Source organism: Tatumella saanichensis (assembly GCF_000439375.1).
Lineage (GTDB): Bacteria > Pseudomonadota > Gammaproteobacteria > Enterobacterales > Enterobacteriaceae > Tatumella > Tatumella saanichensis.
Map to the genome: position 1 here is coordinate 129,951 of NZ_ATMI01000012.1, position 25,247 is coordinate 155,197.

Annotated in this window: 27 protein-coding genes, 1 pseudogene and 1 other annotated feature; of the genes and pseudogenes, 15 read left to right on the plus strand and 13 right to left on the minus strand. The window is 51.1% G+C overall.

What is annotated here, in order from left to right:
• The first annotated feature begins 83 nt into the window (after window positions 1-83).
• Window positions 84-332, plus strand: coding sequence for a DUF2498 family protein (locus tag DW47_RS0106295; RefSeq protein ID WP_029685550.1), 249 nt, complete (start codon window positions 84-86; stop codon window positions 330-332).
• Between the two features lie 48 nt (window positions 333-380).
• On the opposite strand, the gene sohB is transcribed toward DW47_RS0106295, so the two are convergent.
• On the minus strand, window positions 381-1,427 hold the full coding sequence (gene sohB / locus DW47_RS0106300) for a protease SohB (protein ID WP_029685551.1): 1,047 nt from the start codon (window positions 1,425-1,427) through the stop codon (window positions 381-383).
• Window positions 1,428-1,572: 145 nt separating this feature from the next.
• Here sohB and DW47_RS0106305 point away from each other — a divergent pair, with 145 nt between their 5' ends.
• Window positions 1,573-2,334 (plus strand): YciK family oxidoreductase, encoded by a 762-nt coding sequence (locus DW47_RS0106305; RefSeq protein WP_029685552.1) that lies wholly within the window; start codon window positions 1,573-1,575, stop codon window positions 2,332-2,334.
• 51 nt (window positions 2,335-2,385) lie between these two features.
• On the opposite strand, the gene rluB is transcribed toward DW47_RS0106305, so the two are convergent.
• The 3 genes from rluB to rnm all read right to left on the minus strand — a co-directional run bounded on the left by rluB (window position 2,386) and on the right by rnm (window position 4,998).
• Window positions 2,386-3,306 (minus strand): 23S rRNA pseudouridine(2605) synthase RluB, encoded by a 921-nt coding sequence (rluB, locus tag DW47_RS0106310; protein WP_029685553.1) that lies wholly within the window; start codon window positions 3,304-3,306, stop codon window positions 2,386-2,388.
• Between the two features lie 172 nt (window positions 3,307-3,478).
• Window positions 3,479-4,099, minus strand: a complete 621-nt coding sequence (locus DW47_RS0106315) for an L-threonylcarbamoyladenylate synthase (RefSeq protein ID WP_029685554.1) — start codon at window positions 4,097-4,099, stop codon at window positions 3,479-3,481.
• The gene (gene rnm, locus DW47_RS0106320; protein ID WP_029685555.1) at window positions 4,096-4,998 is read right to left on the minus strand and encodes an RNase RNM; all 903 of its coding nucleotides are present in this window, start codon (window positions 4,996-4,998) and stop codon (window positions 4,096-4,098) included. The genes DW47_RS0106315 and rnm overlap by 4 nt, the downstream gene beginning before the upstream one ends.
• Before the next feature lie 146 nt (window positions 4,999-5,144).
• Window positions 5,145-5,247 (plus strand) — a sequence feature (Trp leader region).
• 23 nt (window positions 5,248-5,270) lie between these two features.
• On the opposite strand from rnm, the gene DW47_RS0106330 reads away from it, so the two are divergent.
• The 6 genes and pseudogenes from DW47_RS0106330 to DW47_RS0106360 all read left to right on the plus strand — a co-directional run bounded on the left by DW47_RS0106330 (window position 5,271) and on the right by DW47_RS0106360 (window position 12,264).
• Window positions 5,271-6,833, plus strand: coding sequence for an anthranilate synthase component 1 (locus tag DW47_RS0106330; protein ID WP_029685556.1), 1,563 nt, complete (start codon window positions 5,271-5,273; stop codon window positions 6,831-6,833).
• Window positions 6,833-8,424 (plus strand): annotated as a pseudogene (gene trpD / locus DW47_RS17650) (bifunctional anthranilate synthase glutamate amidotransferase component TrpG/anthranilate phosphoribosyltransferase TrpD). The gene DW47_RS0106330 and the pseudogene trpD overlap by 1 nt, the downstream one beginning before the upstream one ends.
• 2 nt (window positions 8,425-8,426) lie before the next feature.
• Window positions 8,427-9,788 (plus strand): bifunctional indole-3-glycerol-phosphate synthase TrpC/phosphoribosylanthranilate isomerase TrpF, encoded by a 1,362-nt coding sequence (gene trpCF, locus DW47_RS0106345; RefSeq protein ID WP_029685560.1) that lies wholly within the window; start codon window positions 8,427-8,429, stop codon window positions 9,786-9,788.
• A gap of 39 nt (window positions 9,789-9,827) precedes the next feature.
• Window positions 9,828-11,018 carry a tryptophan synthase subunit beta gene (trpB, locus tag DW47_RS0106350; RefSeq protein WP_029685561.1) on the plus strand — a complete coding sequence of 397 codons (1,191 nt, stop codon included), beginning with the start codon at window positions 9,828-9,830 and terminating at the stop codon, window positions 11,016-11,018.
• Entirely contained in the window at window positions 11,018-11,824 is an 807-nt protein-coding gene (trpA, locus tag DW47_RS0106355) for a tryptophan synthase subunit alpha (protein ID WP_029685562.1), read from the plus strand. Before trpB ends, trpA begins: the two co-directional genes overlap by 1 nt.
• Before the next feature lie 125 nt (window positions 11,825-11,949).
• A complete protein-coding gene (locus DW47_RS0106360; RefSeq protein WP_029685563.1) occupies window positions 11,950-12,264 on the plus strand; it encodes a BON domain-containing protein in 315 nt (104 codons plus the stop codon).
• Between the two features lie 110 nt (window positions 12,265-12,374).
• On the opposite strand, the gene ompW is transcribed toward DW47_RS0106360, so the two are convergent.
• Window positions 12,375-13,007 (minus strand): outer membrane protein OmpW, encoded by a 633-nt coding sequence (gene ompW / locus DW47_RS0106365; RefSeq protein ID WP_029685564.1) that lies wholly within the window; start codon window positions 13,005-13,007, stop codon window positions 12,375-12,377.
• Between the two features lie 333 nt (window positions 13,008-13,340).
• Here ompW and DW47_RS0106370 point away from each other — a divergent pair, with 333 nt between their 5' ends.
• Genes DW47_RS0106370 through yciA form a run of 3 tightly spaced genes read left to right on the plus strand, consistent with a single transcriptional unit; the run spans window position 13,341 to window position 15,096 of the window.
• Window positions 13,341-14,075, plus strand: coding sequence for a YciC family protein (locus DW47_RS0106370; protein ID WP_029685565.1), 735 nt, complete (start codon window positions 13,341-13,343; stop codon window positions 14,073-14,075).
• 40 nt (window positions 14,076-14,115) lie between these two features.
• Window positions 14,116-14,652 (plus strand): septation protein A, encoded by a 537-nt coding sequence (locus tag DW47_RS0106375; RefSeq protein WP_029685566.1) that lies wholly within the window; start codon window positions 14,116-14,118, stop codon window positions 14,650-14,652.
• A 24-nt stretch (window positions 14,653-14,676) separates the two neighbouring features.
• A complete protein-coding gene (yciA, locus tag DW47_RS0106380; protein ID WP_029685567.1) occupies window positions 14,677-15,096 on the plus strand; it encodes an acyl-CoA thioester hydrolase YciA in 420 nt (139 codons plus the stop codon).
• Window positions 15,097-15,153: 57 nt separating this feature from the next.
• On the opposite strand, the gene DW47_RS0106385 is transcribed toward yciA, so the two are convergent.
• Complete coding sequence (locus DW47_RS0106385) at window positions 15,154-15,969, minus strand: energy transducer TonB (RefSeq protein ID WP_029685568.1); 816 nt, start codon at window positions 15,967-15,969, stop codon at window positions 15,154-15,156.
• A gap of 154 nt (window positions 15,970-16,123) precedes the next feature.
• On the opposite strand from DW47_RS0106385, the gene DW47_RS0106390 reads away from it, so the two are divergent.
• A complete protein-coding gene (locus tag DW47_RS0106390) occupies window positions 16,124-16,420 on the plus strand; it encodes a YciI family protein (protein WP_029685569.1) in 297 nt (98 codons plus the stop codon).
• A 582-nt stretch (window positions 16,421-17,002) separates the two neighbouring features.
• Window positions 17,003-17,149 (plus strand): hypothetical protein, encoded by a 147-nt coding sequence (locus DW47_RS17475; protein WP_161606692.1) that lies wholly within the window; start codon window positions 17,003-17,005, stop codon window positions 17,147-17,149.
• A gap of 45 nt (window positions 17,150-17,194) precedes the next feature.
• On the opposite strand, the gene DW47_RS0106400 is transcribed toward DW47_RS17475, so the two are convergent.
• The 3 genes from DW47_RS0106400 to DW47_RS0106410 all read right to left on the minus strand — a co-directional run bounded on the left by DW47_RS0106400 (window position 17,195) and on the right by DW47_RS0106410 (window position 19,365).
• Window positions 17,195-18,097, minus strand: a complete 903-nt coding sequence (locus DW47_RS0106400; protein ID WP_029685570.1) for a pyridoxal-phosphate dependent enzyme — start codon at window positions 18,095-18,097, stop codon at window positions 17,195-17,197.
• A 65-nt stretch (window positions 18,098-18,162) separates the two neighbouring features.
• On the minus strand, window positions 18,163-19,074 hold the full coding sequence (locus tag DW47_RS0106405; protein WP_029685571.1) for a GGDEF domain-containing protein: 912 nt from the start codon (window positions 19,072-19,074) through the stop codon (window positions 18,163-18,165).
• A 93-nt stretch (window positions 19,075-19,167) separates the two neighbouring features.
• On the minus strand, window positions 19,168-19,365 hold the full coding sequence (locus tag DW47_RS0106410) for a YciY family protein (RefSeq protein ID WP_029685572.1): 198 nt from the start codon (window positions 19,363-19,365) through the stop codon (window positions 19,168-19,170).
• A 137-nt stretch (window positions 19,366-19,502) separates the two neighbouring features.
• Between DW47_RS0106410 and cls the strand changes: the two genes are divergently transcribed.
• Together cls and DW47_RS0106420 are read left to right on the plus strand one after the other, a co-directional pair.
• On the plus strand, window positions 19,503-20,963 hold the full coding sequence (gene cls / locus DW47_RS0106415; protein WP_029685573.1) for a cardiolipin synthase: 1,461 nt from the start codon (window positions 19,503-19,505) through the stop codon (window positions 20,961-20,963).
• A gap of 33 nt (window positions 20,964-20,996) precedes the next feature.
• Complete coding sequence (locus DW47_RS0106420; RefSeq protein ID WP_206537843.1) at window positions 20,997-21,326, plus strand: HI1450 family dsDNA-mimic protein; 330 nt, start codon at window positions 20,997-20,999, stop codon at window positions 21,324-21,326.
• 58 nt (window positions 21,327-21,384) lie between these two features.
• On the opposite strand, the gene oppF is transcribed toward DW47_RS0106420, so the two are convergent.
• Genes oppF through oppB form a run of 4 tightly spaced genes read right to left on the minus strand, consistent with a single transcriptional unit; the run spans window position 21,385 to window position 25,236 of the window.
• Window positions 21,385-22,392, minus strand: a complete 1,008-nt coding sequence (gene oppF / locus DW47_RS0106425; protein ID WP_029685575.1) for a murein tripeptide/oligopeptide ABC transporter ATP binding protein OppF — start codon at window positions 22,390-22,392, stop codon at window positions 21,385-21,387.
• Window positions 22,389-23,381 (minus strand): oligopeptide ABC transporter ATP-binding protein OppD, encoded by a 993-nt coding sequence (oppD, locus tag DW47_RS0106430; RefSeq protein ID WP_029685576.1) that lies wholly within the window; start codon window positions 23,379-23,381, stop codon window positions 22,389-22,391. Before oppD ends, oppF begins: the two co-directional genes overlap by 4 nt.
• 10 nt (window positions 23,382-23,391) lie before the next feature.
• Complete coding sequence (gene oppC, locus DW47_RS0106435; RefSeq protein WP_029685577.1) at window positions 23,392-24,300, minus strand: oligopeptide ABC transporter permease OppC; 909 nt, start codon at window positions 24,298-24,300, stop codon at window positions 23,392-23,394.
• 15 nt (window positions 24,301-24,315) lie between these two features.
• A complete protein-coding gene (gene oppB / locus DW47_RS0106440) occupies window positions 24,316-25,236 on the minus strand; it encodes an oligopeptide ABC transporter permease OppB (protein ID WP_029685578.1) in 921 nt (306 codons plus the stop codon).
• Window positions 25,237-25,247 lie beyond the last annotated feature (11 nt).

Below are 25,247 nucleotides of genomic sequence, written 5' to 3' on the forward strand. Positions count from 1 at the left end.
CGGGCAAAATTTTTTGCGCCAAGCACACCTCCAAGGATATCCTTATACTGACAAAGGATATCTCTTTAAGGAAGACCACTGCCATGACAATTGCACAACCTAAGGACGCACAAACACTGCTGGATCTGGCCTGTCAATATAGCTGCCATCACCCTCAGTATTTTTCGGATTTTCGCGTGACCGCAGTCAGCCAGCACGATGATCTACTGATATTCAATGGACCATTATTCACCGCGCCGGATGGTGCCCCGACGCCACAGACCCTAGCGATGTTCAATATCCTCAAATTCCTCACTGTGGAACTGTCGCCACATTACTGTCTGAAACAATAACCCCGGGACAAGCCCGGGGTCTACATACAGAAGGCGTTAACCTCACCCTCAGAGTAGCGGTTTTTCGCTACGCTGCCACCATTTCAGTAACAAACGGTCAACTGCCTGTGCGCTGCTGCCGGTGAAACGCTCCAGCAGGCTTTTCTTTTTACCGTAAGTGACCGAGAGGATGCGGAAGTTATCCATCTTGCGGATGATCACTTCATCACTGGTGGCAATCTCATCTACCAGCCCGTTTTCTAATGCCTGACGACCGTACCAATGTTCACCGGTGGCCACGGACTCAATGTCCAGTGACGGGCGCATCTGATGAACAAAGGATTTGAATAACTGATGAGTTTCGTTGAGGTCTTCACGGAATTTTTCACGGCCTTGTTCGGTATTCTCCCCGAGTAATGTCAAGGTACGTTTGTACTGCCCTGCGGTATGAAGTTCAATGTCCACATCGTTGCGCTTCAGTAAACGGTTAAAGTTAGGCACTTGGGCGACAACACCGATAGAACCAATAATAGCAAAAGGTGCTGACACGATATGTGATGCCACACAGGCCATCATATAGCCGCCACTGGCAGCCACTTTATCCACTACCGCAGTCAGGGGTAAACCATGATCTTTAATACGCTGTAACTGTGATGCTGCCAGCCCATATCCATGCACTACACCGCCGGGACTTTCCAAGCGTAACAGCACCTCGTCGCCGGGGGTTGCCACTGACAACACCGCAGAGATCTCTTTACGCAATGAGCTGACTTCACTGGCATCCATGCTGCCTTTAAAATCCAGCAGGAATAGCGTGTGTTTAGCCGACGTCTCGCTGCCCTGTTTCGCTCTCGATTTCTCCTGTTTAGCCTCAAGTTTCTGTTTTTTCTTTTCAGCTTTCAGATAGGCTTTTTGTTCAGCCTCCGGTAGTTTGGCCAGTGCTAAGGTTTTCTTTAGCGCCTGATAATCTTCCCCAGGATGCCCCAGACGCAACTGCCCCTGACCTTCCTTTTTCTTTGATGAAAGGCTAAAAATCACCGCCACCAGGGCGATCACTGCAATCACAAAAGTGACGATTTTCGCCAGAAACAAGCCATATTCTGCAATGAAACTCACTCAGTCCACCTTAGTTACTTCGGTTAAATTCCCGTTTAGCCGGGCCCGGCCAGATATCACAGACCGGAACACTAACTGCATATTGTCCTAGTGTACCATATGATAAATTGGCTGCTAACTGCATGAAATAAGATAAGGAACGGCTATGAATGCTACTGTCACGCCCAAATTATTGGAAAATCGTACCCTGCTTATCACTGGCGCCAGCGAAGGCATCGGCCGTGAAGCAGCCCTGACTTTTGCCCGACAAGGGGCGCGGCTGGTCTTACACGGGCGGAACCTGCAAAAACTTGAACGCGTTCGTTCGGAAATTAGCCAACTGGGGCTGCAACCCGCAGAGATAGTGTTGCTCGATTTTGCCACTGCCAGCGCTGCTGACTGTGACGCTTTTGCCAACCAGGTCGCCGCGCTGACTCCACAGTTGGATGCAGTGCTGCATAATGCCAGCATCCTCGGCAGTATCTGTGCAATGGCAGATATCCCCGCCGAGGAATGGTTACAGGTCATGCAAGTCAATGTGAATACCACCTTTTTCCTCGCACGTGCCCTACTGCCACTGCTGTTAAAAGCGCCTCAGGCTACGCTGCTGCTAACCACCTCAAGTGTCGGCCGTCAGGGACGTGCCGGCTGGGGGAGCTATGCGGTATCAAAATTTGCCACGGAAGGAATGATGCAAGTGCTGGCGGAGGAGTATCGCGATCAGGGCTTGAAGGTGTATGCCATCAATCCGGGAGGGACTCGCACGGGGATGCGTGCTGCCGCTTTCCCTGAAGAGAACCCGCAATTGTTAAAAACGCCTGCTGACCTGATGCCCGTCTATCTTGAGTTGATCAGTGGTAACAGTGCTCTACCTTCAGGAAGCAGCATCGATGCCCAGCCGGGTCGAAAAGCGGGACCGGCCAGTTAAAGAGATAAAAAACCCGCCGAGTGGCGGGTCTTGTAGAGAACAACGACGGTATTAGCGTTGTCCTTGGGTACGTTTCGATGCTGGACGAGCAGTGGCACTACGGCTGCTGCCATTGCGGCGGCCATTACCATTGCTGCTAATCTGACTGTGACGTTTTACCGCACGACGTATCTGATTGGCTTTGGTACGGCGACGATCTTTCTCAACGGCCAGTTTGGTTTCAGTCTCTTCCGGCATATCCACTAATTGACGCAGGTAGTTCACCGACGTCAGATCCATTTCGGTATAACCTCCCCGTGGTAGACCTTTCGGCAACGGAAGATCACCATAACGGACACGGATCAGACGGCTGACTTGCACGCCAACGGCCTCCCACAGGCGACGAACTTCACGGTTACGCCCTTCGGTAAGGGTGACGTTGTACCACTGATTGAGGCCTTCGCCGCCAGCAAATTTCAGGGTTTTGAACGCCGCAGGACCGTCTTCCAATTGTACGCCGACGCTCAGTTGACGGATTTTATCGTCATCAATCTGACCAAACACGCGCACCGCGTATTCACGCTCCACTTCACGGCTAGGGTGCATCAAGCGGTTTGCCAGTTCACCATCGGTGGTAAACAGTAGAAGACCACAGGTGTTGACATCTAAACGGCCAACGGCAATCCAGCGGGCACCGTTTAAACGGGGCAGACGATCGAACACCGTTGGCCGCCCTTCAGGATCATTACGGGTACAAAGCTCACCTTCCGGCTTATAGTAGGCCAGTACGCGGCAAATTTGAGTTTCCCCTTCCTGGACACGAACCAGATGACCGTCGATACGGATCTTCAGGGAAGCATTGACCTCAACACGATCACCCAGGGTGGCGATTTTTCCGTCCACACTGACGCGCCCGGCAGAAATGATGGTTTCAATTTCACGGCGAGAACCATGTCCAGCACGTGCTAACACTTTTTGTAACTTTTCGCTCATTGAGCAGCCTCACTGTCGCCTTCCCAGGCCTCAGGTTTAAGGTGTATTTAATTTAAAATCAAACACTTATATTTAATATCACTGCCATTATACAGGATGAAAACCCGCTTGTAACCTGATTTATCGGCCCATAGGCCGCCCGCATTAGGCGGTGGCCTATGGGCCAGAGGCGTTACCGGAACGGAGTCGGATCACCGGCGCCTTCACGGATAATTTCTGGCGCATCTCCGGTTAAGTCGACGACGGTGGTAGGTTGCTGGCCTAAGGTACCGCCGTTAAGGATCAAATCAACCTGCTTACCAATGCTGTCTTGGATCTCTTCTGGATCCGATTCGGCGAAATCATTGCCCGGCAGCATCAGGGTGGTGGACATCATTGGCTCATTAAGGGCTTCCAGTAGAGCCTGGGCCACCGGATGTGAGGTCACTCGCAGACCAATGGTTTTGCGTTTTTCATTCATCAAACGACGCGGGACTTCTTTGGTGGCTTTCAGCAGAAAAGTGTAACACCCGGGGGTATTGTTCTTGATCAGACGAAAAGCACTGTTATCCACCTGTGCATAGACAGAGAGTTCAGACAGGTCACGGCACATCAGAGTGAAATGATGGTTTCCGTCCAACTGACGTAAACGGCAAATACGTTCCAATGCCGATTTGTCCGCCAGTCGGCAGCCAAGGGCATAGCCGGAATCGGTCGGATAGACAATCACCCCGCCTTTGTTCAGGTAATCCACCGCCTGGCTTATCAGGCGGGGCTGGGGATTTTCTGGGTGAATATAGAAAAACTGGCTCATAGTTCGCTCCCTGCGCCGGCCATTGCCGGGGCATTACTGTGAATGTCAGGAAAACGCTGCCACAGGGCATCTACCCCTGCCGGTAACCACAGGTTGCGGCCCAGCTCGATCCATGCACAGGGCATGTGAAAGTCCGAGCCTTGTGAGGCGGCAAGTCCGTATTCCTGAGCGTACTTCGCTAATTGCTGACGTTCGTCAGGCGGCTGCTGGCATTGAGCGACTTCCATAGCATCGCCCCCTGCCTCAGCAAAAAATTGCAGTAACCGCTTTAACCATTTTGCGGATAACTGATAACGTCCCGGATGAGCAACTACTGCTCGCCCGCCAGACTGGTGGATAGCATCAATCGCCTGATTAATTGTACACCATTGGGCTGGCACATATCCGGTTTTCCCACGGGCCAGATAATTTTTGAACACCTGAGCGACGGTAGCAGCTTTACCACACTGCACAATATAGCGGGCAAAGTGACCACGGGTAATGGCACCGTTACCGGCCAGTGCCCGCGCGCCCTCCAGCGCCCCACTGATCTGTGCTTTTTCTAAGCGACTAGCAATCTCCTCGGCCCGCGACAAGCGTTTGTCTGCCTGCTGAGCCAGTAACTGACATAATGCCGAGTGGTGGATATCCATTCCCAACCCGACAATATGGATCTCATGGTTCTGCCACAGGGTGGAGATTTCGACGCCGCTGATAAGTTTCAATGGCAACTGATGTGCATGGACAGCCTTGATGGCCTGCGAGATCCCGGCGGTGGTGTCATGGTCGGTGATAGCCAGCCAGTTAACACCACGCTCATGGGCCCTGAGCACCAGTTCTTCTGGGCTAAGTAAGCCGTCTGAGGCGGTGGTATGGCTGTGCAGGTCGTATAAATTAAAGGCAGTTCTGTCTGTCAAAATGGCTCCGTGTTGCGTTCGCTCTGTGGTCTGCCACTGATTTTAGCAATAACGCTAAAAGATGTATTGACAATCTGTCGGTGAACTAGTTAACTAGTACGCAACTTCAGACAAGGATACTTCTCATGTGTGTTACAGCAATTGACTCTCTCCGTTGGTGGCATATGACTCTCCCTTAAGGGCGATGTTTTCGTGCACCCAAGTGTAACCACAGTGCAGATTTCAGGGCCCGCAAATTGCGGGCTTTTTTTTGGAAAAAATTCAGAGACACAATCATGGCAAGCGCAAAACCCGATTTAAAACTGATTACCGGTGATGCCCCGTACCGCGATGACCCGGCAGCCTTATTTAACCAACTCTGTGCAGCTCGCCCGTCTACCCTGCTGCTGGAATCAGCAGACGTCGACAGTAAAGACAACTTGCAAAGCCTGCTGATCACAGACAGTGCCCTACGGATCACCGCTTTGGGTCGCCAAGTGACGGTCCAGGCACTGTCAGAGAATGGTGCCAGCCTGCTGCCCCTGCTAGATGCTGCCCTGCCTGCTGAAGTGACCATATTACCTCGTCCCGATGGCCGCGAACTGACCTTCCCGGAAATTGATCCACTGCAAGATGAGGATTCTCGTCTAAAATCTGTGTCAGTACTGGATGCTCTACGCCTGATCCCCACCCTGATCAACAGCGACCCCACAGAGCGCGAAGCTGTGATGATCGGTGGCCTGTTTGCTTATGATTTAGTTGCCGGTTTTGAAACCCTGCCGGACCTGAAAAATGAGCAACGTTGTCCAGATTACTGCTTCTATCTAGCAGAAACCCTGCTGGTGATCGACCATCAGTCTCGCACTTCCCGTATTCAAGCCAGCTTATTTTCCCCGGCTGCTGGGGAATTTGAACGTCTGCAACAACGAGTTCATCAGTTGAATCAGCAGATGATGCAACCGGCTCCGGCACCCGTCGCTCAACAGGTGCCGCAAATGACATTAAGCTACAGCCAAAGCGATGAAGTCTATTGTGACGTTGTCACAAAAATGCAGCATGCTATTCGTGTCGGTGAGATTTTCCAAGTGGTGCCTTCCCGTCGTTTTTCCCTGCCTTGCCCATCGCCATTGGCAGCCTATGAGACCCTAAAGAACAGTAACCCAAGTCCCTATATGTTCTTTATGCAGGATCAGGATTTTACTCTGTTTGGCGCATCGCCGGAAAGCTCGTTGAAATATTCTGCACAGACCCGCCAGATTGAGATCTACCCGATTGCTGGTACCCGTCCACGTGGCCGCAACGCCGCCGGTGAATTGGACCGCGATCTGGATAGCCGTATCGAACTGGAAATGCGTACCGATCAAAAAGAACTGGCTGAGCATCTTATGCTGGTGGATTTGGCCCGTAACGATCTGGCTCGTATTTGTGAGCCAGGCAGTCGCCATGTGGCTGACCTGACCAAGGTTGACCGCTATACCTTTGTAATGCATCTGGTGTCTCGGGTAGTAGGTAAACTGCGCCAAGACCTGGATGTGCTGCATGCCTATCGTGCGGTAATGAATATGGGCACCCTCAGCGGCGCACCTAAAGTGCGTGCGATGCAGCTGATTGCTGAATCGGAAGGTACCCGTCGCGGCTCTTACGGCGGCGCAGTCGGTTATTTCACCGCCACCGGTGATTTTGATACCTGTATCGTGATCCGCTCTGCCTATGTTGAAGATGGCGTTGCCACCGTGCAGGCAGGCGGCGGAGTGGTGTTAGACTCCATCCCACAAGCGGAAGCGGATGAAAGCCGCAACAAGGCCCGTGCAGTACTGCGCGCGATTGCCACAGCCCATCAATGTAAGGAGATTTTCTGATGGCTGATATCTTACTGCTCGATAACTTTGACTCCTTTACCTATAACCTGGTCGATCAGCTGCGGACCTTTGGTCACCGGGTGATGGTTTACCGTAATAACATTCCCGCGGAAACCCTGAAACAACGCCTAAGTGAAATGGAAAAGCCAGTGTTGATGCTGTCTCCTGGCCCAGGTGCACCGGCAGATGCTGGCAGCATGCCCGCCCTGCTGAAAGAGATGCGTGGCAAAGTCCCGGTGATCGGTATCTGTCTCGGCCATCAAGCGATAGTTGAAAGCTATGGAGGTGTGGTCGGTCAGGCCGGTGAGATCCTGCACGGTAAAGCGTCAGCAATCAGCCATGACGGTGAACAAATGTTTAGCGGCCTGCCTAATCCACTGCCGGTAGCCCGTTATCATTCACTGGTGGGCAGTAATGTCCCTGAAGGGGTGACGGTGAATGCCACCTTTAACGGTATGGTCATGGCGATCCGTCATGAGAAGGATAAAGTGTGTGGTTTCCAGTTCCACCCAGAATCCATCCTCACCACCCAAGGAGCCCGCTTACTGGAACAGACTTTGGTCTGGGCGCTCAGCGAATAAGGACATTACTCATGCAACAGATCCTTGAAAAACTTTACCAAGGACAGGTGATCACTCAGCAAGAGAGTGAGCAGCTGTTCAGTGCGGTGGTCACCGGTGAAATGGACCCCATCTCCTTGGGTGCCGCCTTGATTGCCATGAAAGTGCGTGGCGAAAGCCCAGCAGAGATTGCCGGAGCAGCCACTGCCTTGCTGGATAATGCCCGTGCTTTCCCGCGTCCAGACTATCCGTTTGCCGACATTGTGGGCACCGGTGGCGACGGTAGCAACAGTATTAATATCTCCACGGCCAGTGCCTTTGTGGCTGCTGCCTGCGGGCTGAAAGTGGCCAAACACGGTAATCGTAGCGTCTCCAGCAAATCCGGCTCCTCCGATCTGCTGGCTGCTTTTGGTATCAATTTAGATATGACGCCGGAAAATGCCCGCCAGGCACTTGATGAGCAAAATGTCTGTTTCTTGTTTGCTCCGCAGTATCACAGTGGCTTCCGCCACGCGATGCCAGTACGTAAACAGCTACAGACTCGTACCCTGTTTAATGTACTGGGCCCGCTGATTAATCCGGCCCGGCCGCCACTGGCACTGATCGGCGTCTATAGTCCAGCACTGTTACAGCCGATTGCTGAAACATTACGGGTGCTTGGCTATCATCGCGCTGCGGTGGTCCATGGTAGCGGTATGGATGAAATCGCCGTCCACGGGGTCACCCAGGTTGCCGAGCTACGTGACGGTGAAATCACCCGTTATGAACTCTCCCCCACTGATTTCGGCCTACAGAGCCATCCTATCGACGCCCTAGCGGGAGGCACCCCTGAGGAAAACCGTGACATTTTACGCAAGTTACTGCAGGGTAAAGGAGAAACCGCGCACGAGCACGCTATTGCGATGAATGTTGCCATGCTGATGAAATTATTTGGTCATGAAGATTTACGCCAGAATGCAAAACAGGCAATGACCACGATCCGCAGTGGGCATGCCTATAACTGTGTCACTGAACTGGCGGCAAGAGGATAATCATGAAGGGTACCGTATTAGAGAAAATTGTGGCCGATAAGGCACTGTGGGTGGCCGCTCGTAAAGTACAACAGCCACTGGAAAGCTTCCACGACCAGCTAGTCCCTGCCAGCCGCAGTTTCTACCAAGCTTTAGCCCGCGATAAGAGCGCTTTTATCCTGGAATGCAAAAAGGCATCCCCCTCTAAGGGATTAATTCGCGAGGATTTCGACCCTGCAGCTATTGCCGCGAACTACGATCACTATGCCTCAGCGGTGTCGGTATTGACCGACGAAAAGTATTTTCAGGGTAGCTTCGATTTTCTACCGGTAGTGAGCGCTGCTATCCACCAGCCGGTGCTGTGCAAAGATTTTATCATCGACCCGTACCAGATTTATCTGGCCCGTTATTATCAGGCCGATGCCATCCTGCTGATGCTGTCAGTACTGAATGATGCTGAGTACTTGGCATTGGCTGAGGTGGCACACTCTCTGAATATGGGAATCCTCACTGAGGTCAGTAATCAGGAGGAGCTGGAGCGGGCAAAACTGCTGAAACCACGGGTCGCCGGGATTAATAACCGTGATCTGCGTGACTTGTCGATTGATTTAGAGAAAACCCGCCAACTGGCACCGCAATTGCCGGATGATACAATCATTATCAGCGAGTCCGGCATTTATGATTATGCTCAAATTCGCGAACTTAGCCGCTACGCCGACGGTTTTCTGATCGGATCGTCCTTAATGGCCGAACCGGATCTGAATGCGGCCGTGCGTCGAGTGCTGATTGGCGATAATAAGGTCTGCGGACTGACGCGGGATGAAGATGTTAAAGCGGCCTATCAACAAGGTGCGGTATACGGTGGTTTGATCTTCGCCAAAGGTTCTCCGCGCCAAGTCAGTGAACAGCAGGCAGCAGAACTGATGCAGGCCGCGCCGTTGAAATTTGTCGGTGTATTCCGTAACGCAGCCTCTGCCGAGGTAGCAGCGGTTGCTGGCGGTCTTGGTCTCGCAGCAGTACAGCTTCACGGTGACGAAGATGCCGCCTATATCGAATCGTTACGTCACCTGTTACCTCAATCAGTCGCTATCTGGAAAGCCTGCAGTATCACCGATAGCTTGCCAGCACGTGATATTCCTTATGTTGACCGCTGGCTGTTTGATAACGGTCAGGGGGGGAGCGGGCAGACCTTTGACTGGTCACTGTTACAGGGGCAAGACCTGCACAATGTGATGCTGGCCGGTGGGGTTAATGCGGCCAACTGCACCGATGCGGCTGGATTAGGCTGTGCGGGCCTGGATATTAACTCCGGCGCGGAAAGCGCGCCTGGGATCAAAGATGGACAGAAACTGGCAGAGATTTTTGCTCAGTTACGGGCTTACTGAATTAAGACGCGTCATGCAGACGACACAGGAAATAGCGTTATGACTTTACTGAATCCTTATTTTGGCGAATTTGGTGGAATGTATGTTCCACAGATCCTGATGCCAGCACTGAGTCAGCTTGAAGAGGCTTTCGTCAGCGCACAGCGTGATCCAGAGTTTCAGGCTGAGTTTACCGACCTGCTGAAAAATTATGCCGGCCGTCCTACCGCCCTGACCCTCTGTCGTAACCTGACTGCCGGGACCAACACCCGCCTTTACCTAAAACGTGAAGATCTGCTCCACGGCGGCGCACACAAAACCAACCAAGTGCTGGGCCAGGCGCTGCTGGCAAAACGCATGGGCAAAAACGAGATCATCGCCGAAACCGGTGCGGGTCAACACGGCGTCGCTTCGGCATTGGCCTGTGCTCTGCTAGGCATGAAATGCCGCATCTATATGGGTGCTAAAGATGTCGAACGCCAGTCGCCGAACGTTTTCCGCATGCGCTTAATGGGGGCCGAAGTCATCCCGGTTCACAGTGGCTCTGCGACCCTGAAAGATGCCTGTAATGAAGCGTTGCGAGATTGGTCAGGCAGCTATGAGACTGCACACTATATGTTGGGTACCGCTGCTGGCCCGCACCCATTCCCGACTATTGTTCGCGAGTTTCAACGGATGATCGGCGAAGAGACCCGTGCTCAAATTCTCGAGCAGGAAGGCCGGTTGCCGGATGCCGTTATTGCCTGTGTCGGGGGCGGTTCTAACGCTATCGGTATGTTCGCTGACTTTATCGATGAGAGCGCTGTCGGCTTGATCGGTGTCGAACCCGCTGGCTTAGGTATTGATTCAGGCCACCATGGCGCGCCACTTAAACACGGCAATACCGGTATCTATTTCGGCATGAAGGCGCCGATGATGCAGACCGAGGATGGTCAGATTGAAGAGTCTTATTCGGTCTCTGCAGGATTGGATTTCCCCTCCGTCGGTCCGCAGCATGCGTGGTTAAACAGTACTGGTCGTGCTGAATATGTGTCGGTTACCGATGATGAAGCCATTGATGCGTTTAAAGCGCTGTCCCGTCATGAAGGGATTATCCCAGCATTGGAATCTTCTCATGCCTTGGCCCACGCCTTAAAAATGGCCCGTGAAAATCCAGATAAAGAGCAATTACTGGTGGTCAACCTGTCCGGCCGTGGGGATAAAGACATTTTTACCGTGCACGATATTCTGAAGCAGCGTGGAGAGTTTTGATGGAACGTTATTCTGACCTTTTTAAACGTCTAGCAGGGCAAAAAGAAGGCGCATTTGTGCCCTTCGTCACCCTAGGAGACCCATCCTTCGACCTGTCGCTGCAGATCATTGATGCGTTAGTTGAAGGTGGTGCCGATGCACTGGAACTGGGCTTTCCGTTTTCGGACCCGCTAGCCGATGGCCCGACCATCCAGAGCGCCAACTTGCGAGCCCTGAAAGGTGGCATGAATACTGATAAGTGTTTTGAGATCATCGCCCAAGTTCGTCAAAAATATCCGCAATTACCCATTGGCTTGCTGATCTACGCCAACTTGATATTTAGACCCGGTCTCGATGCGTTCTACGCACGCTGTGAACAAGCAGGCGTAGATTCTGTTCTGGTTGCGGATGTGCCTTTGGAAGAGTCTCTGCCCTTCCGTCAGGCGGCGATGCGGCATAACGTGGCCCCTATCTTTATCTGCCCGCCAAATGCCAGTGATGAGTTACTGCGGGAAATTGCTTCTCACGGTCGCGGCTATACCTATTTGTTGTCCCGGGCCGGTGTCACCGGTGCGGAAAATAGCCACTCTGCGCCACTGGAGCACCTGATTGCTAAACTCAGTGAGTACCATGCGGCGCCTCCAATCCAAGGCTTTGGTATTTCGCAGCCTGGTCAGGTGAAAGCGGTGATCGACGCAGGTGCTGCGGGGGCGATTTCCGGCTCTGCCGTGGTGAAGATTATTGAATCTCATCTTGATGATCCAACCCTGATGCTGACCACCCTGCGTGAATTCGCGGCATCATTGAAAGCGGCTACCCATCACTGATTCACCGTTCTTACAGGCACCTCAGGGTGCCTGCTTTTTTATAATTATCAGAGTAGGTGACAGTTGCGGATACGCTGAATGTGGCCAATAATTGTCACTGAAATCATCAGACAGGGAGGCAGTATATGAAATTTGTTAAAGCGTTATCCGGTGCAGTAATGGCTTCTGTTGTAGCGCTGGCACTCAGCGCCTGTGCCCCTGGCCCGGCCAAAGAAGGGACCGGCGGCTATATCGATGACACCGTGATCACCACTAAGGTGAAAGCGCAGTTACTCGGTACCAAAGAACTTAAATCGACTCAGATCAATGTTGAAACCTTCAAAGGCCGCGTACAGCTGAGCGGTTTTGTTTCTTCACCTCAGGTTGCCAGCCGTGCGGTCACTGTTGCCCGCCAGGTACCAGGTGTCACCTCTGTTGTGAACGATATGCAGATCCGATAATCCTTAGAGGATAACCGCCCGGCCTATGTGCCGGGTTTTTTTATGGCTTATGACTACGGTTTTCAAAGAAAAAAGGCCGCAGTAGCGGCCTTTTTTCAACAGGGATGTTATCAGAAGCTGTAGCCCGCACCGATAAAGAAGACAAATGGGTTAATATTGGTATTGATGCTCTCGCGCTGATCACCTGCATTAAAGCGAACTTTGGTTTTGATATTCATATACCACAGTGAGGCGTTCAGCATCCAGTGCTGGTCCAGTTGGTAATCCATACCTACCTGACCGGCAACGCCCCAGGAGTTTTTCAGACTGAGGTTACTCAGACCGGCAGCCTTACCAGTATCATTAAATTTGTTATCGAAGAAAGTGGTGTAGTTCAGGCCCACACCAGCATAAGGCTGGAATTTTGAGTTGTTGTCTAAGAAATAATACTGCGCCATCAGGGTCGGTGGCAACTGATGAACAGTTGCCAAAGTGCCGGTCGGCCCTAATGCGACTTTATGACGGAATGGCGTGGCCGCCAGCAGTTCAACACCGATATGATCGGTTGCCATATAGGTGAAGGTTAACCCCAGCTGAGTATTGTTTTTGACATCAAATTCACCCAAGCCCAATACGTTGTCACTGCCGCCGGTCGGACGAACAGTGGCGCTACCCGCACGGATAAAGAAATCCCCTGCCTGATGTGCGCTCGCAACCGCAGGTAAAAGTGCCGCAATTAATAGACCCATTTTTGCCAGTTTCATAATCCTTCCTCTCTTCGACGCGCGTAATTTTTTTCATTTTGATGACGGACAGTTTGAGCTGCTGTCTTCTGTGGCCCTATGTTTAACGCGAATCAAACAGAAAATCATGCGTTTCTGTCACATAAAATCCTTGATAAAACAAAGTCTTGATTTAGATCAATTTTAAGTCGCGATTAAAGCGACCTTTTCGGCAGAAAAATTGTCTAGGCGGGCAATAACCAAGGGATGTCCGTAAGGGTAAAAAATGCAAAGAGTTGTCAGCCGGGGTGCCGCGAAGCAGCCGAAGCATGTACAATCCTTCGGTTAATTCATTTGTTTCCTCAAGGAGTGTTCATGTCTCTCACGGCCAGTTCGCTATACCGTGATACTGCAAATTTTTTGCGTCATCAGTCGAAGACGATTGTACTGATCTCTCTGGTCAGTGCCTTTGTTACGGTGATCCTAGGCACTGTCTTCGCACCAGGCGCTGACCAACTCTCTCTGCTGAGCCAGAACAGTGATAATGCCGGCTCTTTGATTGAACTGATCCAAAGTATGTCGCCGGAGCAGCAAAGAGTATTACTGCACAGCTCAGCGGTCGGCACCCTGTCAGCCCTGATTGGCAATACCTTGCTGCTGGGTGGAATGCTGGTATTACTGCCTGCTGTCAGTGCCGGAAAACATTTGAGTGCCCTCTCCGCTATCGGCGGTGCTGTCGGTTTTCTACCCTCATTACTGATCCAAACCTTCCTGGTCACCTTGATTGCTCAACTGGGCTTTATGGTGCTGATTGTGCCTGGGGTGATCCTCACAATCCTTTTTTCACTCTCCCCGGTACTGCTCAGTCAAAAACAGGGCGGTATTATCGGTACCATGAAACAGAGTGTCAGCCTAGGATGGAAAAACATCCGAGTATTGGCACCGGCGGTGATCTGCTGGTTGCTGGGGAAAGTCGTGCTGATCATGGTACTCTCTTCACTAACTCGTCTACCGGTTGCCTTCTCCTCGCTGATTGTGACCACTCTGGGTAATCTGTTATCTGCCGTGCTGATCACCTACCTGTTCCGGGCATTTATGCTGTTACGTTAACTTTTACGGCTGAGATGTCAGCCGTGTCTGTGGATCTGTTATGAAACAATTACTGGATTTTTTACCATTAGTCGTCTTTTTCATTGTTTACAAAATGTATAACATTTATGCCGCGTCTGGTGCCCTGATCGCTGCCACTGCCGTAGCCTTAGTTATCAGTTGGGTGCTGTATCGTAAACTCGAAAAAATGACCATCATCACCTTCCTATTGGTGACGGTGTTCGGCTCCCTAACACTGATTTTCCATAACGACGAGTTTATTAAGTGGAAAGTCACCGTCATTTATACGCTGTTTGCTGCTGCGCTGATGTTCAGTCAATGGTGGATGGAAAAACCCTTTATTCAATCGATGCTGGGTAAAGAACTGACCTTACCTACAGCGGTATGGTGTAAACTGAATGTTGCCTGGGCACTGTTTTTCTTTATCTGCGGATTGGTGAATATTTACGTGGCATTCTGGCTACCAGAATCAGTGTGGGTTAACTTTAAAGTGTTTGGACTGACGGCCCTAACATTGCTGTTTACGCTATTCAGCGGGATCTATATCTGGCGCTACCTGCCCCGCGAAGAAAAATAAGACTGACCGATTAACGAGAATTTTATGAGCGATATACTACGACGCCCCCAAGGCGAGATGGTCCTGCGTACCCTGGCAATGCCAGCAGACACCAATCCGAACGGTGATATTTTCGGTGGCTGGTTAATGTCACAGATGGATATGGGTGGTGCGATCTTGGCCAAAGAGATTGCTAATGGACGCGTCGTCACCGTCAGGGTCGATGGCATGACCTTTATGAAGCCGGTGGCTATTGGTGATGTGGTCAGCTGCCATGCGCGCTGTATCCGCACCGGTAACAGTTCAATCACTATCAATGTGGAAATGTGGGTCAAGAAGGTTTCTTCAGAGCCAATCGGTAAGAGTTACTGTACCACTGAAGCTGTGTTTATCTATGTGGCTGTCGATGAGACAGGTAAATCACGGCCACTGGATGAGAATATTGCCAATAAAGACTATCCTTAACAAATGCAAGCTAGGGCTGACCAAGTATCAGCCCTTTTTTACCCCTAACAGCAGCTGTTACTCCACCGATGAACTACCATCAATTTTAAAGAGCACATTCATGGTCATACCGGTGGTGGGTTTGCCACTTTGAAAACGCCAGCGCTTCATTGCCTGCCGTACCTCTCGGTCAAAGATATTTTTCGGTTCTGCATCTATAATTCGTCCGTTAACCACCCTGCCATCACTGTCGACATCGAACTGGACCGTAACCCGCCCCTCAAGATGGAAAGCTAGTGCGCGGGCCGGATACGCCGGACGCATTAAGCTGAGTGCCTGAGGTTTACCCTGCGACAGGCTCTGTTGATGAGTATCTGCGCGCGCCGGAGCCGTTTGAGCACGGGTCTGGGTTGCCTCTTTGGTTTGCACAGCCGCCGCTGCAGGCTGATTATCAGTGTGCGGCTTTTCCAGCGGTCGGGCCTTCTCGGGCCGGGGTTTTGGTGGTACCTTCGGCTGCGGTTTAGGTTCAGCTTTCTTCACTTCATGACGAGGAGGTTTGACCACCGGCCGTGGAGAGGGCTTTTCTACTGCTACCGGTTTGTTTACCACTGGCTCCTTTGGAGTACTGACCTCCGGAGTCGCTGCGGGTTCAGGTGTAGGTGGCGGCGGTGTTTCTGCTGGCGTGGTCACCGGCTGAGGCTGACTTTTTGCTGCCATCGGCTGGACTTCCGGCGCCACTAGGCTGACATTAATCGCCGACTCCGGTGACGGCGCATTAAGGGTTTGGTGAAAGGAGGCAAATAATAATCCTGCAATCACCGCGCCATGAAGCGCCACAGAGACCAGCATAGATATGGGTAAACGTTTAGGGAGTTCTTCAGTCAAAATGCTCATAATATCGGCCAGTTCAGTGGAAACAACATTCTAAATGCAAATAGCAATCAGTTTCAATAACTATTCCCTACCATAGAGTGCCATTTTATTTGCACTGTAAGCGCAGTTAGCTTAACGTTGGGCTTACAATTTACTGTCGTAAGAGATCAACAACGTGCTATACGTCATTTACGCTGAAGATACCCCTGATTCACTGGAAAAAAGACTGTCTGTTAGACCTGCGCATCTGGCACGTCTGCAGTTACTGAAAGATGACGGTAAACTGATTATTGCAGGTCCCCTACCAGCAGTAGACAGTAACGATCCAGGCCCAGCCGGTTTTACCGGTTCGACCATTATCGCCGAATTTCCGTCACTGGAAGATGCTCAGTCCTGGGCTAACGACGATCCCTACGTGGCCGCCGGGGTTTATCAGCAAGTCAGCGTAAAACCTTTCAAACAGGTATTTTGATAACCCTATTCTCATGTAATGATGATGAATTAGTCGGTGAGTTTCGGGCAATTACCATAATAAGTACGCAAACAAGTACACAAAATGTTTTTGCCCGCCTTCAGAGTCTGTGTTAACGACACATCCCTGCCCAAAATACTCTATCTATTGGCCCCCTATTTCACCAGTAAGTGCATTATTCTGGGGAGTGTGTCTAGATGCCTGCTCTTTATCTGCCATTGAGACAAATCCGTTCAGCACTCCCAATACCAATGCAATACTCGCTCAGACTCCGTAATAATATCTGGATCGGGTAAAGGGTCGAGAGAGGAGGTCTGCTGTATAAGTGTGAGCAAGTCGTCATTTTGCCCAAGCCGGGCAGCCAGCTCAGGATCTTCCCGCAGCGCGCGTTCTATTTCTAACGCTTGCATATCAACAACAGCCCTATTTTCTTGATATCTGATAAACAGCGTCGCCAGTGAATAGCAGATTTTGGGCTCCCTTCATAGCACACACAGAATCTTCCTTTGACCGCTGTCATCTGTTGGCTTTTAGAGAAGAGTATTTTACTCTCTGACACTCAGTTGCTGTAATGGATATCAGATGTCCCGGAAACCTGACATAAAACGCCCGTTTGGCAGTGCTATGATCCAGAAAACCACCATGCTCATTGTCCGTGGCTGGGCCCCTGCGGTGATTAAACGGTTTGCCTTCCGTGTTGCCCTGTGGGATGCCTACCGAAGAAAGTGAGAACAAAGCAGCAGCCAATAGTGACTGCTGTGTTCGAAGGTTTTTTCAGCCTAACAGGCTTTGTAGGCTGACCGATGCACCACCACAGACAATAACCAGTACATTCTGCCGGTCTACAAGCTGAATTTTTTGATCGTAAATCAGCGACAGCGATACCCCACAAGCTGGTTCAACTAATACTCGGTGATCATCCAGAAAGCGTCGACAGGCAAATAAAGCCTCCTCGTCGGTGACACGAACCCCTTTTACGTTTAGTTGAGTGGCAACCATATAGGCATTCTCACAGACTTGGCTAGCTGCAAGGGTGGTGGCAATGCCACTGACCTTATCCAGACGGACCCGTTCACCGGCATCCAGCGACGCATTGAGAGAAGCTGTACCCTCGGTTTCCACCGCATAGATTGGGATATGACTCAGCCCGTGCCTTTCAAGCCCCAACGCCACGCCCGACAGCAAACTCCCGCCCCCTACTGACAGGATCACCGCATCCGGAATTACCCCTTCATCGATCACCTCATCCACCAGCGAACTGATCCCTTCCCATAGCAATGGGTCATCAAAAGGATGGATATAAATGATCTGGTCAGAAGTTAATGATAGGGCATAGTCGTTAGCTTCACTCCACTGCTTCCCCACCACAATCAGAGTGGCACCTTCTTGTTCGATCAGTTGACGGGCGCGCAGCGGCGTGGTTTCAGGCACCACAACTGTCACCGGTAGCCCAAGTTGACGACCGCTATGCGCCACAGCGATACCCGCATTTCCCCCAGAGGAAGTCACAAAACCTATGGCTCCCCGCTCTGCATAAAAACGGCAGGCATGTTCTGCACTTCGTAGCTTAAAAGAGCCAGTCGGTTGGGAAGATTCCATTTTCAGCCAGACAGGCGTCTGGCCAATAGCACTGAGAGGGAGTGACTGCAAAAGCGGTGTTCTGATACTGATACTCATCAATAACGGCTCCGTTAAAGGTAATACAGAATGATTAACCTATCAGAACGCCGGATAAATGCGTATTACTTATGACGTTTCAGGCGTCCGGACTCGGCGGACACCACTTGATTTCGCCCTTCACTCTTGGCGCGATACAGCGCTTCATCAGCAGCAATCATCGCCAAGGTAAAATTATCAGTGCGACGTTTTACTGCCACCCCTGCACTGACCGTAATACTGATGTCTTGGTTATAGTCCATGGTGAGCGCGTCGACTATCTCGCGCACCTTTCCCGCAACATCAACATTTTCCGACATAATGATGCAAAACTCTTCACCGCCGGAACGCGACACCAGCAACTCTTGATCAATAAAACGGTTAAGGGTGAGACCTATGGTGGTCAGCACTTTGTCACCGGTTTCATGGCCGAAGGTATCATTAATACGTTTAAAATAATCAATGTCGATAATGCAGACCGTCGCAGCCTTTTTCTCCATTTCACGGAGGATAAAATTCAGAGCTCGGCGGTTAGGCAACCCGGTTAACTCATCGGTCAACGACAGGTCTACAGCGGATTTGTAGTTGTAATTTATAAAGGAAATAAAGTCGTTGAACGCCAAGATCACCAGCGCCATCGCGGGGACAAACAGCACCGAGACAATCAATGCCACCAGATTGATCGCCAATAACTCTAACCCTGCCGCCAGTACTGCCAACTGACAGTTAAACAAAATAAATAATCCTACTCGGAAGAAGGTGACATACTTTTCATAGGGTTGGGTATGAAAAGATTTTGCCAAAAACCAAGCGATCATTATGGCCGTACAAAATACGATGTAAAAATAGGGTCTGAGATTGGAAAGATTATGGCTATTGATCGCCAGCCAAGCAGCAACACAGAGTGTCAGCAATGCATAGCCAATAAACGACCAGTAGAGTTTTCTGTCCGGTGTTCCCTGAAAGCCAATCAGCAGGTGATCTTGTTTAAATTTCATCAGTTACCTCATTCAGTGCGCGGTAACTTTAGCATAATTTCGAGCGTTCCGGGGAAGCGCCCAATTAACTCAGTGGTCCGTCAGACAGACAACTCAGAAGGTGTGGGTAACCCGGGCGGCATGTCCGGACAGTTTAAACAGCAGTGACCCGCGTTGTTTCTGCGCGAGGCGATGGCGGATAAGCAGGATACGGCTATAACGACGCGACTGCCCTTCCAGCCAGCGAACTTTACGGCGATTTTTCTGACGTGCCATTCTCCAGCGGGCAACTTCATTCCTGCTCTTTCTCATTCTCTGCTCCCGGTTGAGGTTTCACTGGCAGTATACGCCGATACCGTTCACTGCCAATGATTGATTAGAAAAGGTTTTACAAAAATCGAACAGCACGTACACTTCCGGAATGAAAGCGTGAACCGGATTTCCACTGAATGGCGACTTTTTATTCCCTGCTTAATGGGCTGATCTTATTCGGCTACTGGCTGCTAATTGCCGGTGTCACCTTGAGGATCCTGATGAAACGCCGAACCGTTTCCTCCTCAATGGTGTGGCTATTGATCATCTATATACTGCCGCTGGTGGGTATTATCGCCTATCTCAGCTTCGGTGAACTCTATCTTGGCAAACGCCGGGCTGAACGCGCGCGGACAATGTGGCCTTCTACCGCCCGCTGGTTAGCTGAACTCAGAAAGTCCTCTCATCTGTTTGCCACCCGCTCCAGTGAAGTTGCCAGGGCACTGTTCCAGTTATGTGAACACCGCCACGGTATTGCCGGGGTACGCGGTAATCAGCTTGAATTACTGACCTATCCCGAAGATGTAATGGCTGCGCTGGTTAACGATATTCACCAAGCTCGCAACAATATCGAGATGGTGTTCTACATCTGGCAGCCCGGCGGCCGAGCCGATGACGTCGCAGAAGCCTTCATCGCCGCGGCGCGGCGGGGCGTCCATTGTCGTCTAATGCTCGACTCTGCCGGTAGCCGTAAATTTTTCCGCAGTGCTTGGCCAAAACGTTTTCGTGAAGCGGGTATCGAGTTGGTGGAGTCCCTGCAAGTTAACCTACTGAGGGTATTTCTTCGCCGCATGGATCTGCGTCAACATCGCAAAATTGTGCTAATCGATAACTATATTGCTTACACCGGCAGTATGAATCTGGTAGACCCAAAGTATTTCAAGCAGGAGGCTGGGGTTGGTCAGTGGGTCGATCTGATGGCGCGTATGGAAGGCCCGGTGGCGATCACCCTCGGAATCGTCTACTCCTGCGACTGGGAAATTGAAACTGGGAAACGTCTGCTTCCTCCTCAACCGGAGCAGGCGGTGATGCCTTTTGAGCAAGCCGAGGGGCATATCATCCAGGTCATCGCCTCTGGACCAGGCTTCCCGGAGGATATGATCCATCAGGCATTGTTGACGGCAATTTACTCATCCCGTGAACAGCTAACCATGACCACCCCCTACTTTGTTCCCAGCGATGATCTGCTACATGCCATTTGTACTGCTGCTCTACGCGGTGTCGATGTTCGTCTGATTGTTCCTGAGAAAAATGATTCGATGCTGGTGGATTGGGCTAGCCGCGCGTTCTTTACTGAATTACTCGATGCTGGGGTCAAGATTTATCAGTTCTCCGACGGTTTGCTGCATACCAAAAGCGTACTGGTCGATGGCGAGCTGTGCCTGGTCGGTACGGTTAACCTCGATATGCGCAGCCTGTGGCTGAATTTTGAAGTAACCTTAGTGATTGATGACGGAGATTTCGGTAATGATATGGGCTGTGTTCAGCAGGACTATATTGAGCGCTCAACCCGCATGAAAGCCTCGGAATGGGCGAAGCGCCCTTACTGGCGGCGGATTGTCGAACGACTGTTTTACTTCTTCAGCCCTTTGCTGTAAAAAGGCCGCATATTGACACTTTATGAGTACGGAATCGACATGGATCTTAACAACCGTCTGACCGAAGATGAAACCCTGGAGCAGGCCTACGATATCTTCCTCGAACTGGCCGGCGATAACCTCGATCCCGCAGATATTATTCTATTTAATCTACAGTTCGAGGAACGTGGTGGCGCGGAATTATTCGACCCAGCGGAAGATTGGCAGGAACATGTGGATTTTGATTTAAACCCAGATTTCTTTGCCGAGGTCGTGATTGGACTGGGTGAGGCTGATGGTGAACCTGTCACGGATATCTTTGCACGGGTTTTGTTGTGCCGTGAAAAAGACCATAAGCTGTGCCATATTCTGTGGCGTGAATAGCCCACTCAACCTTAATACCATTCGTTAAAAAAACCGGGAAATTCCCGGCTTTTTACTATCAAACTGTTGCGGTTTTCAGACAGGCGACACTGTGGCTGTCTGGTCCCTCTGTGAGCGGACGTTGCTGGCGACAAGCTTCATCTGCTAGCGGACAGCGCGTTGAAAACACACAGCCTTTTGGTGGGTTAATCGGCGACGGCAGTTCCCCCTCCAATAACTGAATCGTTTTGTTACGCTCCAGTACCGGGTCCGGCAAAGGCACCGCCGTCATTAACGCTCGGGTATAGGGGTGTGCTGGCTGGCTATAGACTCGCTGATACTCTCCGGTTTCTACCGCATGCCCCAGATACATCACCATCACTTTATCAGAGATATGCTTTACCACCGCCAGGTCGTGGGCAATAAAAATCAGTGCTAACCCCATCTCCCGCTGTAACTGGCGAAGAAGATTGACCACCTGAGCCTGAATGGACACATCTAGGGCCGACACCGGCTCATCACAGATCACCAGTTTCGGTTCCAAAATCAGGGCTCGGGCGATACCAATTCTCTGGCACTGTCCACCAGAAAACTCGTGGGGATAGCGGTTGATCATATTGGGCAGCAGCCCGACTTTCTCCATCATCGCCCGGACACGTTGCCGAATATGCTCCCGCGAAAGACGCGGTCGCTGGCTACGTAGAGGCTCGGCAATAATATCACCAATGGTCATACGCGGATCCAAGGAGGCTAACGGATCTTGGAAAATCATCTGGATGTCGTTACGGGCTATCTGCCACTCCGCCTGACTTTTACCCGCCAGTTCTTTCCCCATCCAGCAGATACTGCCTTCACTGGCTTCCACTAGACCAATAATAGCGCGTGCCAAGGTCGATTTTCCACAACCGGACTCACCGACCACACCCAATGTTTCTCCTTGGCGTAATTGAAAACTGACCCCATCTACCGCTTTCAGGCTCTGGGTAGGCTGCCAAAACCACTGCTTCTTCTGACGGATATCAAACCACACCTTGAGGTTTGTGACATCCAGTAGTAAAGGCCCCTTAGGCTGAGTGGGATTAATCATTGTAGCTCCTCCACCGGTCTATGGCAGGCACGGATACGGCCTCCGGTGCTTATCAAAGGCTGTGGTGAGGTTTCACACAGCGGTATAGCGTACTGACATCTCGGCCGGAACGGGCATCCAGCGGGTAAATTCAGCAAGTTTGGCGGGTTACCGGGTATCGTCCGCAGTTCGTCGTCTTTGCTATCAAGGCGCGGTACGGCTTTTAACAGGCCACGAGTATAAGGATGGGTAGGATCAGTGAATAATTGATCTGCGGTCGCATACTCCATAGTCCGTCCACCGTACATCACCAGCACTTTGTCACAGCCTCCGGCCACCACCCCAAGGTCATGGGTGATCAGAATAATGGAGGTTGAGAACTCACATTTAAGTTCATTTAACAGCTTCATAATCTGTGCCTGAACGGTGACATCCAGGGCGGTGGTCGGCTCGTCGGCAATCAATAACCGTGGCTGACACAGCAATGCCATCGCAATCATCACTCGCTGGCGCATACCCCCAGAAAACTCATGGGGGTACATTTTCATTCGCTGACGGGGGGCTGGGATTTTAACCGCGTCTAACATCCTGACACACTCTTCAATGGCTTCGTTGCGACTCATGCCTTTATGCAGGCGTAGGACTTCGGTTAACTGATCACCCACTTTCATATAAGGGTTAAGCGAGGTCATTGGGTCTTGGAAAATCATGCCAATTTGCCCAGCACGCAGCGCGTTAAGCCGTTTCTCTGGCAGATTAAGCAGTTCCTGCCCTTTAAAGTTGGCAGAGCCACTCACTTTCCCGTTGCGGGCCAGTAAGCCCATCAGTGCAAATGCTGTCTGTGATTTACCCGATCCCGATTCGCCGACGATCCCCAGCGTTTCCCCTTCATTGAGGGTAAAATTGAGGTTATTCACTGCGGTCACTTCACCATCATGGGTAGAAAAGGTGACCCGCAGGTCTTTCACGGTCAGTAATGGCTGTTCAATACCGGCTTGTTTAACTGTCATTGCCTGCTCCTTAGCGATCTTTCGGGTCGAGGGCATCACGTAAGCCATCGCCGATAAAGTTAAAACAGAACAGTGTCACCACCAGGAAACTTGCAGGAAACAACAGTAACCAAGGGGAAACTTCCATTGAGTTGGCGCCGTCACTAAGCAATGCCCCCCAACTGCTTAACGGTTCTTGGGTCCCAAGGCCAAGGAAACTGAGGAAAGATTCAAACAAAATCATCCCAGGCACCAGTAGTGAGGCATAGACTACTACCACTCCCAGCACGTTGGGAATGATATGACGAGTGACGATCCCAGTGGAAGAAACTCCGGCCACGCGGGCAGCTTCGATATACTCTTTCCCTTTCAGGGCCAGGGTTTGACCGCGCACAATACGCGCCATGTCCAGCCAAGAGACCATCCCAATAGCAACAAAAATCAGCAGGATATTACGGCCAAAAAAGGTCACCAATAAGATGACGAAAAACATAAAGGGGAAAGAGTTAAGGATCTCCAACAGACGCATCATAAAAGCATCGGTTTTACCGCCCACATAGCCCGCTACTGACCCATAAAGGGTGCCAACCACAACTGCAATCGCGGCGGAGGCAATCCCCACCATCAGCGAGATACGCCCACCAATGGCCACACGTACTAATAGATCGCGGCCTGAGGAATCTGTGCCGAACCAATGCCCAGAAGCCAAGTCCGGTGCCGCCGACATCATATTCCAGTCGGTATCATCGTAGGCAAACGGCGATAACAGAGGTGCAAAGGCGACAAAAAGGATAATCAGTGATAACAATAGCAAGCTGACCAATGCCGCACGGTTATGGATAAACCGACGACCAGCATCCTGCCACAGACTGCGTCCAGCTATCACATTGTCAGCCACTAATGTCTGGCTATATTGCTTATTTCTTTTAAATAAAATCATGGTAAGTTCCCGCCATCAGTAACGAATTTTCGGGTCGATAACCGCATACAGAATATCGACGATGGCGTTAAAGACGATAGTTAACACGCCGACCAGTATTGTCAAACTCAGTACCAGCGAATAATCACGGTTCAGTGCGCCGTTAACGAATAACTGGCCAATCCCTGGTAATCCGAAGATCGATTCAATCACCATAGAACCGGTAATAATGCCGACGAAGGCAGGGCCCATATAAGAAATCACTGGCAGCAATGCCGGACGTAGTGCATGACGAAATACGATGCGGCTCATTGGCATCCCTTTCGCTCGTGCAGTGCGGATATAGTCCGAATGCATAACCTCGATCATTGAACTGCGCATGATACGCGCAATACTGGCGATATAAGCTAAGGCCAGCGCCACCATTGGCAGCAGCACATATTGCCACTGACCGCCATTCCAACCGCCCCCCGGCAGCCACTTAAGGGTGATGGCAAATATCAATACCAGTAACGGTGCGACCACGAATGAAGGTATGACTACCCCGGTCATCGCCACCCCCATCACAGCGTAATCCCAGAAACTATTCTGCCTGAGGGCCGCAATAATCCCTGCCCCGATACCTAAAACCAGCGCAAAGATAAATGCCGCCAGTCCCAGAGAGGCCGAAACAGGGAAAGCCTGGCCGATCAGATAGTTGACGGTAAAATCTTTGTATTTAAATGACGGACCAAAATTACCGTGAGCCAGCTGGATTAAGTAATCGATATACTGTTTACCGATGGGATCATTCAGGTGATAGCGAGCTTCGATATTTGCCATCACTTCCGGTGGCAAATTACGCTCACCGGTGAACGGGCTGCCGGGTGCCAGCCGCATCATAAAGAAGGAAATGGTGATAAGGATTAATAGCGTGGGGATCGCCTCTGCCAGACGACGTAAGATAAATTTCAACATGGCGTTATCCT

What these genes read in the sequence shown, in the direction of transcription:
- DW47_RS0106360 (WP_029685563.1), top strand. Translation starts at nt 11,950, where the DNA reads ATGAAATTTGTTAAAGCGTTATCCGGTGCAGTAATGGCTTCTGTTGTA.
- trpB (WP_029685561.1), top strand. Translation starts at nt 9,828, where the DNA reads ATGACTTTACTGAATCCTTATTTTGGCGAATTTGGTGGAATGTATGTT.
- oppF (WP_029685575.1), bottom strand. Translation starts at nt 22,392, where the DNA reads ATGATTAATCCCACTCAGCCTAAGGGGCCTTTACTACTGGATGTCACA.
- oppB (WP_029685578.1), bottom strand. Translation starts at nt 25,236, where the DNA reads ATGTTGAAATTTATCTTACGTCGTCTGGCAGAGGCGATCCCCACGCTA.
- DW47_RS0106375 (WP_029685566.1), top strand. Translation starts at nt 14,116, where the DNA reads ATGAAACAATTACTGGATTTTTTACCATTAGTCGTCTTTTTCATTGTT.
- DW47_RS0106370 (WP_029685565.1), top strand. Translation starts at nt 13,341, where the DNA reads ATGTCTCTCACGGCCAGTTCGCTATACCGTGATACTGCAAATTTTTTG.
- trpA (WP_029685562.1), top strand. Translation starts at nt 11,018, where the DNA reads ATGGAACGTTATTCTGACCTTTTTAAACGTCTAGCAGGGCAAAAAGAA.
- oppC (WP_029685577.1), bottom strand. Translation starts at nt 24,300, where the DNA reads ATGATTTTATTTAAAAGAAATAAGCAATATAGCCAGACATTAGTGGCT.
- DW47_RS0106295 (WP_029685550.1), top strand. Translation starts at nt 84, where the DNA reads ATGACAATTGCACAACCTAAGGACGCACAAACACTGCTGGATCTGGCC.
- DW47_RS0106405 (WP_029685571.1), bottom strand. Translation starts at nt 19,074, where the DNA reads ATGAAATTTAAACAAGATCACCTGCTGATTGGCTTTCAGGGAACACCG.
- ompW (WP_029685564.1), bottom strand. Translation starts at nt 13,007, where the DNA reads ATGAAACTGGCAAAAATGGGTCTATTAATTGCGGCACTTTTACCTGCG.
- DW47_RS0106385 (WP_029685568.1), bottom strand. Translation starts at nt 15,969, where the DNA reads ATGAGCATTTTGACTGAAGAACTCCCTAAACGTTTACCCATATCTATG.
- DW47_RS0106315 (WP_029685554.1), bottom strand. Translation starts at nt 4,099, where the DNA reads ATGAGCCAGTTTTTCTATATTCACCCAGAAAATCCCCAGCCCCGCCTG.
- DW47_RS0106410 (WP_029685572.1), bottom strand. Translation starts at nt 19,365, where the DNA reads ATGAGAAAGAGCAGGAATGAAGTTGCCCGCTGGAGAATGGCACGTCAG.
- DW47_RS17475 (WP_161606692.1), top strand. Translation starts at nt 17,003, where the DNA reads ATGTCCCGGAAACCTGACATAAAACGCCCGTTTGGCAGTGCTATGATC.
- DW47_RS0106400 (WP_029685570.1), bottom strand. Translation starts at nt 18,097, where the DNA reads ATGAGTATCAGTATCAGAACACCGCTTTTGCAGTCACTCCCTCTCAGT.
- oppD (WP_029685576.1), bottom strand. Translation starts at nt 23,381, where the DNA reads ATGACAGTTAAACAAGCCGGTATTGAACAGCCATTACTGACCGTGAAA.
- trpCF (WP_029685560.1), top strand. Translation starts at nt 8,427, where the DNA reads ATGAAGGGTACCGTATTAGAGAAAATTGTGGCCGATAAGGCACTGTGG.
- DW47_RS0106330 (WP_029685556.1), top strand. Translation starts at nt 5,271, where the DNA reads ATGGCAAGCGCAAAACCCGATTTAAAACTGATTACCGGTGATGCCCCG.
- yciA (WP_029685567.1), top strand. Translation starts at nt 14,677, where the DNA reads ATGAGCGATATACTACGACGCCCCCAAGGCGAGATGGTCCTGCGTACC.
- rluB (WP_029685553.1), bottom strand. Translation starts at nt 3,306, where the DNA reads ATGAGCGAAAAGTTACAAAAAGTGTTAGCACGTGCTGGACATGGTTCT.
- DW47_RS0106305 (WP_029685552.1), top strand. Translation starts at nt 1,573, where the DNA reads ATGAATGCTACTGTCACGCCCAAATTATTGGAAAATCGTACCCTGCTT.
- cls (WP_029685573.1), top strand. Translation starts at nt 19,503, where the DNA reads ATGGCGACTTTTTATTCCCTGCTTAATGGGCTGATCTTATTCGGCTAC.